This window comes from Malaciobacter canalis (assembly GCF_008000835.1).
Lineage (GTDB): Bacteria > Campylobacterota > Campylobacteria > Campylobacterales > Arcobacteraceae > Malaciobacter > Malaciobacter canalis.
The window spans coordinates 76,846-94,768 of record NZ_CP042812.1 but is presented as its reverse complement, the minus strand read 5'-3'; the positions used below and the strand labels follow the sequence as shown (position 1 = coordinate 94,768).

Genomic DNA, 17,923 nt, shown 5'->3' with positions numbered 1-17,923 from the left:
CTCCTTAATTTTGTAATTTTAATTTATTATTTTTAAAAGCTTTATATGCTTCATCTATTGTCATATCAGTAGCTCCAATATAGACTTTTATATCTGTTTGTTTTATAACATCTAAAGTTTTATATCCTATTGCACTTCCTAAAACTATTACATCTGGGCTCAATTTTAAAACTTTTTGTGCTGTTTGTAAGCCTGCACCTTGATCCATATGCTCACTTTCATCATTTGATATATACTCTTTTGTATTAGTTTGCTCATCAAATAGAACTAAAACCTTTGCTCTTCCAAACCTACTATCAATTAAACTATCTTCACTTTTATTTATTGCTGTAAAAACTATTTTCATTATTTTGTCTTCTTATTATCCATTTTATTTCATTCCAGCTCTCATTTATAAGCTTAGAAATTTCACAGTCTTTATCAAACTCTACTAAACTTTGAGAACAAACTAAAGCTTCTGAAAAAACCTCATTATAAGGTAATTTTGAAACAACTTTTATCTTTTTTCTTTTTAAATATTTTTCTATTTCTTGACTTAACTCATTATTTAAATTATACTTGTTTATTATACAAATAGCTTCAAGTTCAAAAGACTTTACAAGTTCAACTACTCTTTGTAAATCATGAAAACCAGACTTACTAGCTTCTGTTACAATTACAACTAAATTTGCCCCACTTAAACTTGAAATAACAGGGCATCCAATCCCTGGACTTCCATCAGTTATTACAAACTCTTTGTTCTGTTTTAAAGCTAGAACTTTTCCCTCTTTTTTTACTTTTGATACAAGTTTGCCTGAATTTTCTGCTCCAAATCCAAGTTTTGCATGTACTAATTTTGAGCCTGTTTTTATATTTGAAATATATAAATCCCCAGCTTTCTGCTCTTTCATACTAATAGCTTCAGTTGGACAAATTCTGCTACAATATCCACAGCCTTCACATAAAATTGCATCTACTATTAGTTTATTGTCCTCTTTTGTAATTGCATCAAACTTACAAGCTCTTAAACAAGCACCACAATTAAGACACTGTTTTTCATCAATTACAGCAAGTTTACCACTAAAAAACTCACTGCTTTCTTCAAAATCTGCATCCAATAATAAATGCAAATTTGCAGCATCAACATCACAATCATTTATAAGGGCGTTATCTTTTTCTAAATATGCAAAAGACGCACTTAATGAACTTTTGCCTGTACCACCCTTACCGGAAACTATTACAATTTCTCTCATCTAATTTCTCCTAAAAAAGAGCATATCTCTTCTAATGATTTTTTAAAATGTTCAATCTCTTTATATACAATTTTTCCTTGCGAATATAATTTAGCAACATTTCTATCATTTTTGATTTTTGCAATAATATCAATACCCTCATCATTGCAATAATCTTCAACTTCACTATTTCCTATTCCATCTTTATTAAGCACAACTGCAAACTCTTTTTTTATCACTTTTAATGTTTCAACTGCTAGTTTTAAATCATTTAATCCAAAAGGAGTCGGTTCAGTTACTAAAACAATAAAATCACTTTGTCTACAAGCTTCTATAAAAGAGCAACTAGTTCCAGGTGGCGCATCAAATAGTTTTAAACTATTTAAAAAATTCTCATTTGTATAAGAGATGGTCTGTGATATTACAGGTACAGCCATCTCTTGTCCTAAATCAAGACATCCTTCAATAAAGTAAAAACCATTAAACAGCTCTTTAATTGTTCCAACTTTAATAGGTTCCATAAATAAAGAAGCAGTGGGACATAATTCACTACAAGCAAAACAACTATGGCAAAGTTCATTAAAAATTAAAACTTTGTTGTTTGTTGTTACTATGGCATTAAAATTACAAACTTCAGAACAGTATTTACATAAAGTACAACTGTTTTTATCCCATTTAGGAATGAGTTTTGTGCAAGGATATTCATTTTTTAATTCACCCTTTAAAAATTGTGTAACATTTGGTTCTTCTACATCTAAATCTACCAAAACCACATCTTTATTTCTATTTTTTAGATATATTGCTAAATTTGTTGAAAGAGTGGTTTTACCAGTTCCTCCTTTTCCACTAGCAATTGTAATTTTCATTAGAATTAATTTCTATTTTGAAGTTTTTACTTTTTTTTAATCCTTGACATTTTCTTCTTCTTTGTCCTAATCTTTTATTAGTGTTTTTATTATTTAATCTTTTACAATTTCTCATTTTTAATCCTTCAATTCTTGATTTTTTGTATTAGCTAGTTTAAAGAAGATATTGCAATAATGAGCATTATATTTTCACTTTTTTTTCTAGCACAACAATCTATTTTTTTCCTAATATGCACATATGTTCAGAATTATAACGAACATATGTTCATAAGTCAATATTAATATTAGTAAATTTTGAAAGTTTTCTTTTTTATTTTATTAATAACAAAAAATAAAATTAGATAAAGTTTTATTAAAGTCTAAAAAAAGGGCATAAAAAAAGCTACAAGTAAAATAACTTGTAGCTTTTTAGTTATCTTAATATAATTATTAAGAGTTTTTATTTTATTAAAGTTAAAAGAGTAAAGAAATACTTCTTACTCTTTTATATTTATACAATTTCTGGTTTTTCAAAAACTGTTATTTGTGGTGCTTTTTTAGTATATTTTTCAATTTGAACTAAAGCTGTGTTTGAGATATTTCCTTGTGCAAGTTTTGATGTACCTTTATCAATTGTAAGTTGATTTACATCACCATGTTTGCACATAGTTTTATCTTTACCTGGATCTTTTGGATCATACCATCCACCCTCATCCATTTTAACAACACCTGGAAGAACATTTTTAGTCACAATTGCACCTGCAAGTGTAGAACCTCTTTTATTGTAAACTTTTACAATATCTCCGTTTTTAATTCCTCTTTTTTTAGCATCTTTTGGATTTAACCAAATTGGCTCTCTTCCATTTACTTCATATAAGTCTCTTATCCAAGTATTAGATAACTGTGAGTGTAATCTATATTTTGGATGAGGAGATAATACATGCAATGGATACTCTTCTGATTCTTCTGAACCTAACCATTCAGCTGGTTCTATCCAACTTGGATAATGTAAGCAATCATCATAATTGAATTTTTTAATTACTCTTGAACTAATCTCAATTTTTCCAGATGGTGTTCCTAAAGGATTTAGCATTGGGTTTTTTACATATTCTTCATATCTAGTAAAGTTTTTGTCTTCTTCTCTTACTTCAAACTTCACATATCCTTTTTCCCAAAACTCTTCAAATGTAGGCATTTTTATACCTTTATTTTCACCTTGAACTTTTGAGTTATTATAAAACTCTTTAATCCAATCCATTTGTGATTTTTTACCATCTGTAAACTCTTCTTCATATCCAAGTCTTTTACTAATTAATCTACAAATCTCGTAATCATCTTTTGACTCTTTAATTGGGTCAATTGCTTTTTTCATAGCAATAATATGGCTACTATTATAATCACCAATTATTTCAATATCATTTCTTTCAATTTCTGTTGTAGCTGGAAGAACTATATCTGCCATTCTAGCTGTTGGTGTCCAAAAAGGTTCGTGTACAATAAATGTTTCTAATTTTTTCCAAGCTTCAATCATTGTGTTTCTATCTTGGTGGTGGTGAAATGGGTTACCACTTGTCCAATATACCATTTTGATTTCTGGATACTCTATTTTTTTACCATTAAAGTCAATAACTTTACCAGGATTTGATATCATATCTACCATTCTTGCACAAGGAATATTAAATGGCTCATATTTTGTCCAAGGACCATTTTTACTACTATTAATATTTGTAGAAATTCCACCTAAACCTGGTGCATATGAACTTGGTGTTCCTCCATTTGAATAGTGATAACTAAATCCAAATCCGCACCCAGGAGTTCCTACTTGACCTAGCATACAAGCTAATGTAACTAAAGTCCAGTGAAATTGCTCTCCATGGTCAGCTCTTTGAACTCCCCATCCAGCCATTAGCATACTTTTTTCATCTTTTAATTTTTGTGCAAAGTCTTTAATGTCTTTTTCTTTTACTCCACAAATATTTGAAGCCCAAGTTAATGTTTTTGGAGTGTTATCTACTTTTCCAAGTAAATACTCTTCAAAATCTTTAAATCCAACAGTATATTTTTTGATAAACTCTTTATCATATTGATTTGAAGTATGTAAATAATACATCATTCCAAGCATCATTGCAACATCTGTATTAGGTTTTGGCTGTATCATTTTTGAATCAAAGTACATTGCTGTATCATTTTTTACAGGATCCACAGAGATTACATCAATTTGACCTTTTTTATGTGCTTTTTTTAACTGTTCTAAATAAGGAAAAGCTCCATGACCTGATACATCCCAATCAATTTGACAAGTAACAAGTGGATTTGCACCCCAAAAAACTACATTTTTAGCATGTTTTAAAACTAATGGCCAAGAAGTTTGTTGCTCATAAACTTCAATGCTTCCTAAAACGTGAGGTAAAATAATTTGTGCAGCTGCAGTTGAATAATCACCAATTCTTCCTACAAAACCACCTGATATTTTCATCATTCTATTCATTAAAGTTTGAGGATTATGAAGTTTACCTGTACAATACCATCCATAACTTCCTGCATAAATACTTTTATATCCATATGATTTTTGTACTCTTTGAACTTCAGAAGCTACTAAATCAAGTGCCTTTTCCCAACTAACTCTTACAAACTTCTCAGAACCTCTTTTTGAAGTATCACTTTTATGTCCATGTTTTAAGAAACCTTCTCTTACCATTGGATATTCAACTCTTGTTTTTGCATATGTTCTACTTGGTAGTGCATTAATCATAGGAGATGGGTTAGGATCATCTTCAAAAGCTGTAACTCCAGTAAATTGTCCACCTTTTACATGAGCTCTAAATGCTCCAAAGTGAGAACCACTTAAAGATTTTGATTTATTTGCAACTGGACCACTAATTAAACTATTTGCTGATAGATTACTAAATAAAAGTGTACTAGCTGCTGCTGCACTACTTCCTTTTAGGAACTCTCTTCTTTTAATATTTCCCATAACGCTCTCCTTATTTTCCATGTTTTTGAACAAATTTTACAACAAACTGCATATCTTCATCTGTTAAACCAGCTCTTGGTTTCATAGAGTTAATAATACTTGGCCATTGATTTACTGTATAGTGCTCTAATTCAGGTGAAGCATGGCATGCACCACATCTATTTGTATATAACTCTTTACCTTTTGCATAAATACTATCAATATCTTTACTTAAAGACTCTTTTTTTACCCAAAATGTATAAGATACATTTTTCCATACAGTATCATATGTATCAGTTTTTTCTCCTAGAATTTGTGGTTTTATAGTTTTATTATCATCAAGTACTAAATAAAAAATTCTTTTCCCTACATCTTTAAAAAGTACATTTTCAAAACCATAAGCAGCCCAACCACTTACTTTAACTTTTTTAAAGTTACCTTTTTCATTTAAAACTTCTACTGGTGTAGCTGTGTCAATTTTTCCAACCTCTTTTTTTGCATTTGGAGTTAAAAATACTTGCCCATCATTTTTCAAATAAGCATTTTGCCCTGCAAAAAGTAGTGAATTTGAAAAAATTAAACCAATTAAGATTAAGCTTCTCTTTTTCATAGTTTTTCCTTAATTTTTTTACTTAAAGTTATTGTATAAGTAAAGTGTGAATAAACTATGAACTTTTTGTTAATTTAAATTTTAAGTAAGTATCCAATACCTTGGATATTTTCAATAAGTTCTTGATAAGTTTTTTTACGAAGTTTTTTTATATATGCTCTAATAACCTCTTGAGTAGCGCCTTTTTCTTGCCATACAAAGTTTTCAATCATTTCATATGTTACAACATGTGTTTTATTATGTACTAATACTTCTAAAAGTTTTTTCTCTAACTTTGTTAATGAAATTAATTCTTCTTTATAAAATAGTTCTTTATTTTTTACTGAATATGAAAAATTTTCACCTAAATCAATCATCTCTTCATTGATGTTTTGTTGTCCCATAACCATTTGAATAGTTGTTAGTAGTTGTTTTTTCTCAAAAGGTTTTTTAAGTAAAAAACTATTTGTAAGATTTATCGCATCAAGAATATTTTCATCTGTGTCATATGCAGTTAAAAAAATCACAGGAATAGTTGAGTTATATTCTCTTATTTTTTTCAACATCTTAAGCCCACTCATTTTTTGCATATTTATATCAGAAAGTATTAAATCAATATCATGTGAAAGAAACTTTTCTAAGCCCTCTGCCCCATCTTTTGCTTCAATTATACTATTTACATATTTATAAATGGAACGCTGAATTATAAACCTTAAATCCTCTTCATCTTCAACAAGTAAGACTTTTGTGTTTTTTAGAATATCTTCAAGTTTTCTATTCATCTACTTTCCTTTAATTCAATTACAAAAGAAGTTGGATTTTTATTGCTTTCAAGAAAAATCTTTCCATACATTTTATCTTCTATTAAAAGTTTACATAAATGCAAGCCTGTTCCTGTACCCTTATCACCTTTTGTTGTAAATGAAGAGTTAAAAATATCTGTTATTTTTGATGAATCTACTCCATTTCCATTATCTTCAAATCTTATTATGATACTATTATCATGCTTTTCTAAATAAATAGAGATTTGTGCTTTATCAAAATCACTATCATTAATCTTTTCTACAAGCGCATCTTTTGAATTAGATATTAAATTCAATATTACTTGCTTTAAATATGTTGGATAACCATAAATTTTATAGTTATACTCTTTATTATAGTAAAAATTTATGGAAATTGAGTTCATTTTAATCAAAGCTGAACTAATATTTATTATTTCATCTATTGTTTGGACTAAATCAAACTCTTTTTGCTTTAATTGCTCTTTATAAAAACTTCTAAAAGCATCCATAGTTTCACTCATAAGTTCTATATTTGTTCTAGAACGAGAGATATACTCTTCTATATCTTCAAAATCTTTTTCTTGAATCTTTTCATCAATATTGTTTATTAGAAGAAGAAGTGAACTTAAAGGCTGTTTCCATTGATGTGAAATTGCGCTAACCATTTCTCCTAAAGCAATCATCTTACTATTTTGTATAAAGATCTTCTCTTGTTTTAGTTTATTTTTTTCTATTAGTCTTTCATTTGTAATATTATTTACTGTTACAATAATTCCCTCAAAATAACGATTTGCTTTTAATAAAGGAGTAACTTGAAAATTATAGATTTGTTCATCACCAATTTTATAAGTTGCTATATTTTGAGGATTTTGTTTTGCTAAATTAAAAAAGTGTGTATCTTTATCAAAATAGTTTTTTTCTCCTATTTTATGTGGTATTTGCAAAATATTTTTTTCATATAAGGATTTATTTGCAAGAAAGAATATCTTCTCATAAAACTTGTTTACAAAAACAATACGCCCCTCTTTATCTGTCATCAAAACTCCCCAACTAGAGCTTTTTGCAAATAGTTCCAATAAGTTCTTATTTCTTAATAGTTTTCTTTGAATAGAAGATAGATAAATTACTACCAATATCCCAACAAGCATCAAAAATGCTGCAATTAATAGATTTTTAAATAATTCATTATTTATATTCTCAAAAATCTTTTTTTCACTTAATACTGTTATAAATATCCAATCACTATTTTCTAAAGAGTCATAAGTAAATATATAATTCTCACCTTCTATTTTATATATATTCACTCCTGATGAGTTTTGTGAGAAATCTTTGCTTATTTGTTTTAAAAACTTTTCATCAATATTAAAACTAAATTTCTTAGGTTGCAATACAACATCACCATCTTTTGTCATCATAAAGGCAAAACCCTCTTTTACAGGTAGTAAAGATAAGATATCATGTCTAAAGTCATCGATTTTTATATCACTTGATAATACAGCATATAGTTTGTCATTTACAAATAGTGGTGTTGCAATTGAGATAACATTTGAGTCTAAATCTGAATCTAAATATGGCTTTGTAACAACTATTGATTTTGCTTGTTCTACTTGCTTATACCATTTTCTTTTTGTTACTTTATACCAACTTGGTGCTATCCAATTTATACCTGTGATAAAATAATCATCATAATAACCTATATATACACTTCTAAAATCTCCATTTAAAATAGCTAAAGCTAAAGTCTCTTTTATAAGAGTATAATCTTTTACTCTATCTTTTTTCTTTATATAGTTTGCAGTTGATTTTATAATTCTTTTTTTCTGTAGAAGTTTTTCATCGATTTTTGATTTATAAGCTTTTACAAGTTTTATTTGATTTTGGGTAGTTGAGTTTAATAAAAACTCTTTATTGCTAGTATAGTTTGAGTAAACTATATAAATATACACACATAAACTTATTATAAATAAAAAGACTAATGCCAAATATTTTTTAGTATATAATTTTACATTACTCATTAATACTCTTTAATCTTTTAATAAATCTTTTAAACTATCCTTTGGATTTTTACCCTCTAATATAGAATAAACTTCATTTGCTATTGGTGTATAAATTTTATGTTTTTTATTTAAAGAGTTAATTGCATAAGAAGTTTTAACGCCCTCTGCTACTTCTCCTAATTCTTTAAGTATTTCATCAAGTGTTTTATTATTTGCAAGTCCAAGCCCTACTCTAAAATTACGACTTAACTCACTACTAGCAGTTAAAAAAAGATCCCCTGCACCACTTAATCCAATAAATGTTTCCATTTTTGCACCAAAATGGCTACCAAATCTTTGCATTTCTACTAAGCCTCTTGAAATCAATGAAACCCTTGCATTATTTCCAAGATTCATTCCCTCACATATTCCACTTGCAATTGCAAGTACATTTTTATAAGCACCACATATCTCTGCACCTATTACATCATCACTATAATATGTTTTAATAAAATCAGGAAAAAACTTTTCAAATTCATTGAAAATTTCTTTATTTAAACTATTTAAAACAAGTGCACATGGTAAGCCTTTTATTACTTCAGCTGCAAATGAGGGTCCTGAAATAAAACCTAAATTTTCACTAGGAATAAACTCTTCATATATTTCATTTAGAAACTTTCCTGTACTAGCTTCAATACCTTTTGAAGCTACTAGTATTTTTTGTCCTTTAAACTCAAAATGTTCATCTAACCATTGTCTAATTTGTTGTGCAGGAATAGCTATTATAAGATACTGGCAACTCAGCGCTGTATTTAAATCTACAAAATTATTTATATCTCTTTTTGTTCTTGAAGTAATATAACACTTTTGTTTTTGACTAAGGGCAAAATGAAGAGCTTGTCCCCACTTCCCTGCTCCTATTACTGCTACTGAGTTTTTTTCCATTATGATAATCTTTGTTTTAAAAGTTCATTTACTTTTTGTGGATTTGCACTACCTTTAGATGCTTTCATTGTTTGACCAACAAAGAATCCAAATAGCTTATCTTTTCCACTTTTATATTGTTCTACTTTATCTTCATTAGCTGCAAGTATTCCATCAATTATTTCAAGTATTGCTCCATCATCAGATACTTGTTTTAATCCAAGTTCATCAATAACTGAATCTACTTGCATCTCAGGTTTTTGCATTAAATAATCAAGTACTTCTTTAGCAGCTTTTCCAGAGATTGTTCCATCTTCAATTCTTTTTACAATAGTAGCTAGAGTTTTTGCTTGTACAGGAGAGTTTTCAAGTGTAACACCCTCACTAAATCTTGCAGGTAACTCTACTGTTAACCATGTTGCAGCATTTTTACCACTGATTTTTTCTTTCATCATTTCATCAAAGAAATTTGCAGTTTCCAATGAAGCTGTAATAACAGAAGCATCATACTCTTTTATTCCAAACTCATTTACAAATCTTGCTTTTTTCTCATCTGGAAGTTCAGGAATTTGTGAATACTTTTCCATCATTTCATCTGTAATAATAACAGGTAAAAGATCTGGATCTGGGAAATATCTATAATCAGCCGCATCTTCTTTACCTCTCATAGATCTAGTTTCACCTTTTTCTGGATCAAATAGTCTTGTTTCTTGAACTACTTCTTTCTCATAAAAACCATCTTCCCAAGCTTCAATTTGTCTTTGAACTTCATATTTAATTGCTTTTTCTATAAACTTAAATGAGTTCATATTTTTAATTTCACATCTTGTATAAAGCTTATCATCACCTTTTGGTCTAATAGATACATTTACATCACATCTAAAACTTCCCTCTTGCATATTAGCATCACTAATACCCAAATATCTTACAATTGAGTGAAGCTTTTTAAGGTATAAAATTGCCTCTTCAGAGCTTCTCATATCAGGTTCTGAAACTATCTCAAGAAGAGGTGTCCCAGCTCTATTTAAATCCACATGAGAAACATCTCCTGCATGGATATTTTTTCCTGCATCATTCTCTAAGTGAGCTCTTGTAACTCCTATTTTTTTGTTTGTTCCATCTTCAAAGTCAATTACAAGTTCTCCAAGTCCTACAACAGGTACTTCAAACTGAGAGATTTGATAACCACTTGGTAAATCTGGATAAAAATAGTTTTTTCTATTAAAAATTGATTTTTTATTTATTTGTGATTTTAGTGCAGTTCCTAACATAATAGCTTTATGAACTGCTTCTTTATTTAATACAGGAAGTGCTCCTGGAAGTCCTAAACAAGTAGGACAAACATTTGTATTTGGTTCTTCACCAAAACTTGTTGCACAAGAACAAAATAGTTTACTATTTGTATTTAACTGAACATGTACTTCTAATCCTATAATAACTTCAAACATCTATTTCCTTTTATCTTACAACTTTTATATTAGCAGTTAGTTTTAATTTCTCAAAATACTCTTTTAAGAAGTTTTGTTCTCTTTTTTGCATTAATACTGTAAAAATCTTATCTTTTACATCTTCAAAAGCTAAAGTATTAACACCTTTTTTTTGTGTAACCAATAAAGTAACATATTGTTTATCAGCTGTGATAATTGGTGTAAATTGATTTATTTTAGTATCATTTAAAAGAAATCTCATTTGTGAATTTAACTTCTCTTGATCAAGTGAAATATTACTTTTTGATACTTCATTGTTTACAGTCATAGGATTATTTTGAATTTCTAATAACGCTTTCTTATTCTTTGAAGCATATTGAACCACATCAATCGTTTTTGCTGTAGTGAATTGATTTTTATTATTTTTATAATATATTTTCAAATCTTCTTGTGTAGCAATTTTTAGATTTCCTCTTACAAGTTGACCTATTAATTTCTCTCTTTGTATTCTTTTTCTTATTTCATCTTCATAAGCATCATAATTTTTATATTTTTGCTTAACAACTGATTTAAAAGTATATAAATCCATACCATTTGATGCTGCAATTTTTTCTAAATAGTTATTTACATCAAAAATATCTACACTGATATTTTTCTCTTGAAGTAATTGCTCATATAGTGCTTCATCTATTAAAGAACTAACTGCCTCTTTTTTACTAACTTTTGATTCAACCATTCGCTTATCAATGTCATAAAGTGTAATTGGTTCATCATTAACAACTAATGCAACTGCATCAACTAAACCTGCAAAACTTATAGTTGTTGATAATAAAAGTGTACCTAATAGCTTTTTCATAATCTAATCCCTTTATCTTAAAAGTGATATTTTACCAAAAAAATAGTAAATATCACTTTTATGAAGAAATATTTAAGAAAATTACTTTTTATTTAGCCTTTGAGCACTTATTTATTAAGTAAAAAATTGAATTATAATCAATTCCTGAATATTCACTAAGTCCAATTTCACAAGTTTTTGAAGTTGAAAAGGCATATTTTGCATCTTTTACACTTTTTGGAAGATTTCTTAATGCACTTTGATTTAGTTCTGGATAACTAAAGCCTCTATCTCCTGCAAATCCACAACATGTAACATCTGATGGAACTATAACTTTTGATGAACACATATTTGCAAGTTTAATAAACTTTTCATGTAATCCCATTTTTCTTGAAGAACAAGTTGTATGTATAGTAATTGCCTCATCAATTTTTTCAAGTTCTAATTTATCAACTAAATGTTCTAATGCAAACTCAATTGGTTCATATAAATCTAAATTTGAGTTAAAACTCTCCATCATTTTTTTAGTACAAGGACTAGTATCACAAAGAATTGGATATTGGCCATTATTACTAGCTTCATTTAATGCTTTTTCTAATTCATCTGATTTTATTTTTGCTTGTTTTGTAAAGCCTTTTGATGAAAAAGGCATACCACAGCATAAATTATCAATTTGTTTTGGAAAAATAATTTCAAAACCTGCTTTTTGAAGCAGTTCTACTGTTGTATCAAAAAGTTCTTTTTCTTCTTTACTTGCACTACTTAATCCCATAGTTCTGTTAATACATGATGGAAAATATACAACTTTTAAACTATTTGCTTTTTGTTCAATTCTTGTATTTATTGAGATACCTTTTGGTAAATGTTCACTCCATCTTGGTATTTTGTTACTTGATATTTTTCTAAGTCCTGATGTTAAGCCACTCATTAAACTTGTACCTAAAATAGAGTGTGTTAAATTTGCTGCTTTTAAACCAAACTTCATTCCTGTTAATGTAGCTGAAAAATTATTTGTAATAACATTTGCAACTTTATTTTGAGTACTACTTACTTGCTCATGTCTTAAGTACTTTGTTAAACTTCCTGTATCAATTCCAACAGGACAGGCAGTTGAGCATAAGCTACATGTAGCACATGTTTCTATTCCATCATATTGATATAGTTGTTTTAACTCTTTTGCTTTTTTTATATTGTGTTCTTCATCTTCAAGTCTTGAAATTTCTCTATTTATAACTATTCTTTGTCTTGGAGTTAATGTTAAAACATTTGATGGGCATACAGGTTCACAAAAACCACACTCAATACATTTATCAACTAAATCATTTGTTTTTGGAAGTGGTTTTAGATTTTTTATATGGGCTTTTTTATCCTCATTGATAATTACCCCTGGATTTAAAATATTATTTGGATCAAATAAGTTTTTAATTTTTTTCATCATTTCATAAGCTGTATTACCCCACTCTAATTCAACAAAAGCAGCCATATTTCTACCTGTTCCATGCTCTGCTTTTAAACTTCCTTGATACTGTACAGCAACAAGTTGAGTAACATCATACATAAAATCATCATATCTTTGAATCTCTTCTTGTGTTGAAAAATCTTGAGTAAAAACAAAGTGTAAATTACCCTCTAAAGCATGTCCAAAAATTAAAGCTTCATTGTATTTATGTTGTTTAAATAACTCTTGAAGTTTTAATGTCCCTTCTGCTAAGTGCTCAATAGGAAATGCAATATCTTCAATAATAACAGTTGTACCTATTTTTCTTACTGCTCCAACTGCTGGGAAAAGTCCTTTTCTAATCTTCCAATATTGAGTATACTCTTCAACATCTTTTGTAAAATAAAGCTCTTTTGCTAAAGAAAACTCTTTTAAACTATCTTCAATTTGCTTGATTTGAGTATCTAACTCTTTATCACTTTTTGCTCTTGTTTCAATTAATAAAGCTGTAACATTTTCATCAAACTCTTTTATATATGATGGCATCTTAGGATCATCTTCAATACTTGCAAGACCTGCTCTATCCATAAGTTCAACTGCATCAACACTTATTATATTTTTCTCTTTTTCAAGCTTTAATTTTGTTACTGCTTTACAGGCTTCATTTACATCTTTAAAATATACTAAAGCACTTGCTTTATCTTTATAATCTTCAACTGTATAATAAGTTACTTCTTTAATAAAAGCTAATGTTCCCTCACTTCCAATAATCAAATGTTGTAAAATCTCAAATTCATCTTCAAAATCAACAAGGGCATTTAAACTATATCCTGTTGTATTTTTCATTTTAAATTTTTTTCTAATTTTTGCACTTAATTCTTCATCATCTTTTATATTTTTTGCATACATTTTTAAGCTTTGTAAAAACTCTTTATGAGTTTTTGCAAACTCAGCTTTACTATCTTCATTTCCTGTATCTAATTGTGTTCCATCACTAAAAACTAGTTTCATTGATTTTAATGTTTTGTATGAGTTTTGAGCAACACCACAGCACATTCCAGAAGCATTATTAGCAGCAATACCACCAATCATTGCAGAATTAATACTAGCTGGATCTGGTCCAATTTTTTTACTAAAAGGTGCTAAAATATTATTTGCTTGTGCTCCTGTTAAAGAAGGTGATAATGACACATGTGATTTATCCTCAGCAATTTTGAAATCTGTCCAGTTTCTTGAAGTAATAACTAAAATTGAATCACTAATTGCTTGTCCAGATAGTGAGGTACCAGCTGCTCTGAATGTAACACTTAATTTCATATTACAAGCTAATTGCAAAATATCTTTTACTTGTTTTGAGTTCTCAACTTTAATAACCAATTTAGGAATAAGTCTATAAAAAGAAGCATCTGTTCCATACGCTAAAGTATGTAAATCATCTGTATATATTATTTCTTGGGGTATTTTTTTTATTATTTGATTATAAAAATCTTGGTATTTTCCAGCTAACATTTGAAATCCTTAATTATATTTTATATTTTTATATGAAAATTAAGAAAATGCTATTCAAGCCTTGGTACAGTATATATTCTTTGTTGTGGGTCATCAATAAAGAAAAACATTTTATCACAACATTTTAAAATAAGATTTCTAATAAGTTTTACAATATCTTTTTTACTCATAATCTTTATCCTAATAGGTTTTAGAATAAGAGGATTCTCTTATTCTAAAGACTTGGATTTATTCCAAAAAACTCTGGGAATACAGCTAATAATCCTAAAACAATTATTTGAATTAGAATAAAAGGAAGTACACCTTTATATATTTGCATCGTGCTAACACTTGAGGGGACAACTCCTTTTAGATAAAAAAGGGAAAATCCAAACGGTGGTGTTAAAAATGATGTTTGCAAATTCATTGCTATTAGTATAGCAAACCAAACTGGATTTATATCTAAAGCAAGAGCAATTGGAACTAAAATTGGAACAATAATATATGAAATCTCAACAAAATCAATAAAAAATCCTAAGATTAAAATAGCAATCATTGTAAATAGAATAAATGTCCATTTTTGATCACCTGGTAAACTTAGCATAAAATGCTCAACAAGTTCATCTCCACCTGTGTAAGTAAATACCATAGAAAAAGCTGTTGCACCAATTAATATAGCAAATACCATTGATGTAATTTTAACTGATTCTAAAGCTGCTTCTTTTACCATACCAAGAGAAAAACTTTTATATAAAAAACTTAAAGCAATTGCACCTAAACATCCAACAGCTGATGATTCTGTAGGTGTTGCAACACCTGCAAAAATTGAACCTAAAACTAAGATTATTAATGTAAGTGAGGGAATAATATCAATCAATGCTCTTACTACTTGTTTTGATTTTTTTCCTCTACTTGGGTCTGCTGGAATTGCAGGAGCCATATCTTTTTTTACAAAAGCTACAATTAGTATAAAAAGAATATAAGCAGCAACCAAAGTAAGACCTGGCCAAATAGCAGCTTTAAATAAATCACCAACAGGAACTTGAAAAACATCTCCTAAGATAATCAATACAATTGATGGAGGAATTATTTGTCCTAAAGTACCAGAAGCACAAATCGTTCCTGTTGCTAATTCTGTATTATATTTATATTTTAGCATAACAGGAAGTGAAATAACTCCCATAGCAACAACAGATGCTCCAACAACACCAGTTGATGCTGCAAGTAATGACCCAACTAATACAGTTGAAATTGCAACTCCACCTCTAATCTCTCCAAATAAAAATCCCATAGATTCTAAAAGTCTTTCTGCAAGTCCTGTTTTTTGAAGAACAATCCCCATAAAAATAAACATTGGTACTGCCATTAAAATAGTATTATTCATAATAGACCATATTCTATGTGGCATAAAATCAAACATATACATGCCCTCAGTTAAACCTTCTGTTATAATTGCAGTAATTCCCATACTTGCATCTGCATATGAATATATTTCAACAATTCCAGCAATTAACCCAAAAAATACTGAAACAGCACCAAAAGTAAAAGCAACAGGAAAACCAATCAACAGCATAAATAGTGCTGTAAAAAACATTATTATACCAATCATTATTTATCTCCTGTTTTTTTTGTTATCTCTTCTTTATATTTTTGAGCTTCATGGATGATTGAATGGTCTTCATACTCATGTAAGCCTAAATATATATTCAAATTTCTAATAAAAAATCCCACTGATGTTATAATCAAAAGAGAAAAAGATATTGGAATCATAGCTTTGATTATCCATCTATGAGTTAATCCACCTGGATCACCTGAAATTTCATTGAATTCGTAAGCTTCTTGTGCAAAACCTATTGATGAAAAAATAACTAAAAGTGTAATAGGAAAAATAAAAGTTATTACTCCAATCATATTAATTATTGCTTTTTTCTTTGGCTTTAATCTATCATAAATCAAATCAACTCTTACATGTCCATCTTCTTTTAATGTATAAGAAACTCCAAATAGTATTACAACAGAAAAAAGATGCCACTCCATTTCTTGCATTGCAATATCACCTGTATTAAAAAGATACCTCATAATTGCATCATAAAATACATTTAATATCATAAGCACCAATACAATAGCTGTAAAGCCACCTATGATATTTGCAAACTTGTCAAAACCTCTCTCTAGTTTTAAAAGCATTATATTATCCTTTTTTACTCTCTCAAATGAGTTAAATAAATGTAAACTTTACACTTATTAAATTCATTGATTTCTTTAAATTTTATAACTCTTAAATTAAAAATACGCAGTTTAAAAAAACTACGTATTTTTCTTTGTGCAATTTGTAAATCTTATAAGTTATCTTCTAAGTATTTATAATCAGCCATTTTTGTCCACTCTCTAGCTTTTTTTAGGTACTCTTTTTGAGATTTTAATACCTCTTTTATTAAAGGACTCTCTTTTGCTTTTTCTACAAGTAGTTCGTCATTTGCTTTTTTCATTGCATTAATTACATTTTTTGGTAATGTTTTGATTTTCACATTTGGATAATCTGTTGCAATTTTTGCCCATGCAACTGCATTCATATGATAGTTTTGAATATACATATCATAAGCAGCAACTCTCATAGCAGTTATTAAGATTTTTTGTAAATCTTTTGGTAATCTTTTAAATTGTCTTTCATTTACTAAAAACTGTAACTCTGTTGCTGGTTCATGCCATCCAGTATAATAGTATGGAGCAATTTTATGAAATCCCATATTTACATCCATTGATGGACTCACCCACTCTAATGCATCAATAGTTCCTCTTTCTAAAGAAGTATAAAGCTCACCAGGAGCTATATTTGTTACAGTAACACCAAGTTTAGCTAAAACTTCTCCTGCAAAACCTGGAATTCTCATCTTAAGGCCTTTTAAATCATCAAGTGAGTTAATCTCTTTTCTAAACCATCCACCCATTTGATTTCCTGAGTTTCCTCCAGGGAATGATAATACTTTATGTCTTTTATATGCTTTTTGCATTAGCTCTAATCCACCACCATAATAAAACCATGCATATTGTTCAGGTGCTGTCATACCAAATGGCATTGTAGTAAATGGTAAAGTATTTATATCTTTACCCTTCCAATAATATGAAGCTGAATGACCCATTTCGTATTGACCACCTTTTACCATATCTAAAATACCTAAAGGCGCTTTATGCTTATTTGCTGCATCAACTCTAATATCTAATCTTCCATTAGACATCTCTTTTGCTAACTTTGCCATATTTGTTGGAGCATCAATAAATGGAGATAAAGTTGAACCCCAAGTAGTTGCCAATTTCCACTTGTAAACTTTATCTTTTGCAAATGCTGCTGTGCTTAGTCCCGCAACTAAAGCAGAAGCAACAAGTAATTTTGTTGTCGTTTTTAACATCTTAACATCCCCTTTTATGTTGTATTGACACAAATTGTAACTATATGA

At 28.7% G+C, this 17,923-nt stretch carries 15 protein-coding genes; all 15 read right to left on the bottom strand.

Going from position 1 to position 17,923, the window contains the following annotated elements; translation table 11 throughout:
- Positions 1–4: 4 nt before the first annotated feature.
- Positions 5–346, bottom strand: coding sequence for a NifB/NifX family molybdenum-iron cluster-binding protein (locus ACAN_RS00440; RefSeq protein ID WP_099334634.1), 342 nt, complete (start codon positions 344–346; stop codon positions 5–7).
- Positions 318–1,232, bottom strand: coding sequence for an ATP-binding protein (locus ACAN_RS00435; RefSeq protein ID WP_099334633.1), 915 nt, complete (start codon positions 1,230–1,232; stop codon positions 318–320). The genes ACAN_RS00440 and ACAN_RS00435 overlap by 29 nt, the downstream gene beginning before the upstream one ends.
- A complete protein-coding gene (locus ACAN_RS00430) occupies positions 1,229–2,077 on the bottom strand; it encodes a nucleotide-binding protein (protein ID WP_099334632.1) in 849 nt (282 codons plus the stop codon). The genes ACAN_RS00435 and ACAN_RS00430 overlap by 4 nt, the downstream gene beginning before the upstream one ends.
- Positions 2,058–2,192 (bottom strand): hypothetical protein, encoded by a 135-nt coding sequence (locus tag ACAN_RS14065; protein ID WP_265734354.1) that lies wholly within the window; start codon positions 2,190–2,192, stop codon positions 2,058–2,060. Before ACAN_RS14065 ends, ACAN_RS00430 begins: the two co-directional genes overlap by 20 nt.
- A 375-nt stretch (positions 2,193–2,567) precedes the next feature.
- Positions 2,568–5,030: a trimethylamine-N-oxide reductase TorA gene (torA, locus tag ACAN_RS00425; protein WP_099334631.1), complete on the bottom strand. Its 2,463-nt coding sequence runs from the start codon at positions 5,028–5,030 to the stop codon at positions 2,568–2,570.
- A 10-nt stretch (positions 5,031–5,040) separates the two neighbouring features.
- Positions 5,041–5,619, bottom strand: a complete 579-nt coding sequence (locus ACAN_RS00420; protein WP_099334630.1) for a hypothetical protein — start codon at positions 5,617–5,619, stop codon at positions 5,041–5,043.
- Positions 5,620–5,693: 74 nt separating this feature from the next.
- On the bottom strand, positions 5,694–6,380 hold the full coding sequence (locus ACAN_RS00415) for a response regulator transcription factor (RefSeq protein WP_099334629.1): 687 nt from the start codon (positions 6,378–6,380) through the stop codon (positions 5,694–5,696).
- Positions 6,377–8,395: a sensor histidine kinase gene (locus tag ACAN_RS00410; RefSeq protein ID WP_099334628.1), complete on the bottom strand. Its 2,019-nt coding sequence runs from the start codon at positions 8,393–8,395 to the stop codon at positions 6,377–6,379. The genes ACAN_RS00415 and ACAN_RS00410 overlap by 4 nt, the downstream gene beginning before the upstream one ends.
- 9 nt (positions 8,396–8,404) lie before the next feature.
- Positions 8,405–9,301, bottom strand: a complete 897-nt coding sequence (locus tag ACAN_RS00405) for an NAD(P)H-dependent glycerol-3-phosphate dehydrogenase (RefSeq protein WP_079578125.1) — start codon at positions 9,299–9,301, stop codon at positions 8,405–8,407.
- Complete coding sequence (gene gatB, locus ACAN_RS00400; RefSeq protein WP_079578124.1) at positions 9,301–10,728, bottom strand: Asp-tRNA(Asn)/Glu-tRNA(Gln) amidotransferase subunit GatB; 1,428 nt, start codon at positions 10,726–10,728, stop codon at positions 9,301–9,303. The genes ACAN_RS00405 and gatB overlap by 1 nt, the downstream gene beginning before the upstream one ends.
- A 10-nt stretch (positions 10,729–10,738) precedes the next feature.
- Positions 10,739–11,563: a peptidylprolyl isomerase gene (locus ACAN_RS00395; protein WP_099334627.1), complete on the bottom strand. Its 825-nt coding sequence runs from the start codon at positions 11,561–11,563 to the stop codon at positions 10,739–10,741.
- 88 nt (positions 11,564–11,651) lie between these two features.
- Positions 11,652–14,489, bottom strand: coding sequence for an FAD-binding and (Fe-S)-binding domain-containing protein (locus ACAN_RS00390; RefSeq protein ID WP_099334626.1), 2,838 nt, complete (start codon positions 14,487–14,489; stop codon positions 11,652–11,654).
- A gap of 214 nt (positions 14,490–14,703) precedes the next feature.
- Positions 14,704–16,077: a TRAP transporter large permease gene (locus tag ACAN_RS00385; protein WP_099334625.1), complete on the bottom strand. Its 1,374-nt coding sequence runs from the start codon at positions 16,075–16,077 to the stop codon at positions 14,704–14,706.
- Complete coding sequence (locus ACAN_RS00380) at positions 16,077–16,655, bottom strand: TRAP transporter small permease subunit (RefSeq protein ID WP_099334624.1); 579 nt, start codon at positions 16,653–16,655, stop codon at positions 16,077–16,079. Before ACAN_RS00380 ends, ACAN_RS00385 begins: the two co-directional genes overlap by 1 nt.
- A 152-nt stretch (positions 16,656–16,807) precedes the next feature.
- Positions 16,808–17,875, bottom strand: coding sequence for a TRAP transporter substrate-binding protein (locus ACAN_RS00375; RefSeq protein ID WP_099334623.1), 1,068 nt, complete (start codon positions 17,873–17,875; stop codon positions 16,808–16,810).
- Positions 17,876–17,923: the final 48 nt, after the last annotated feature.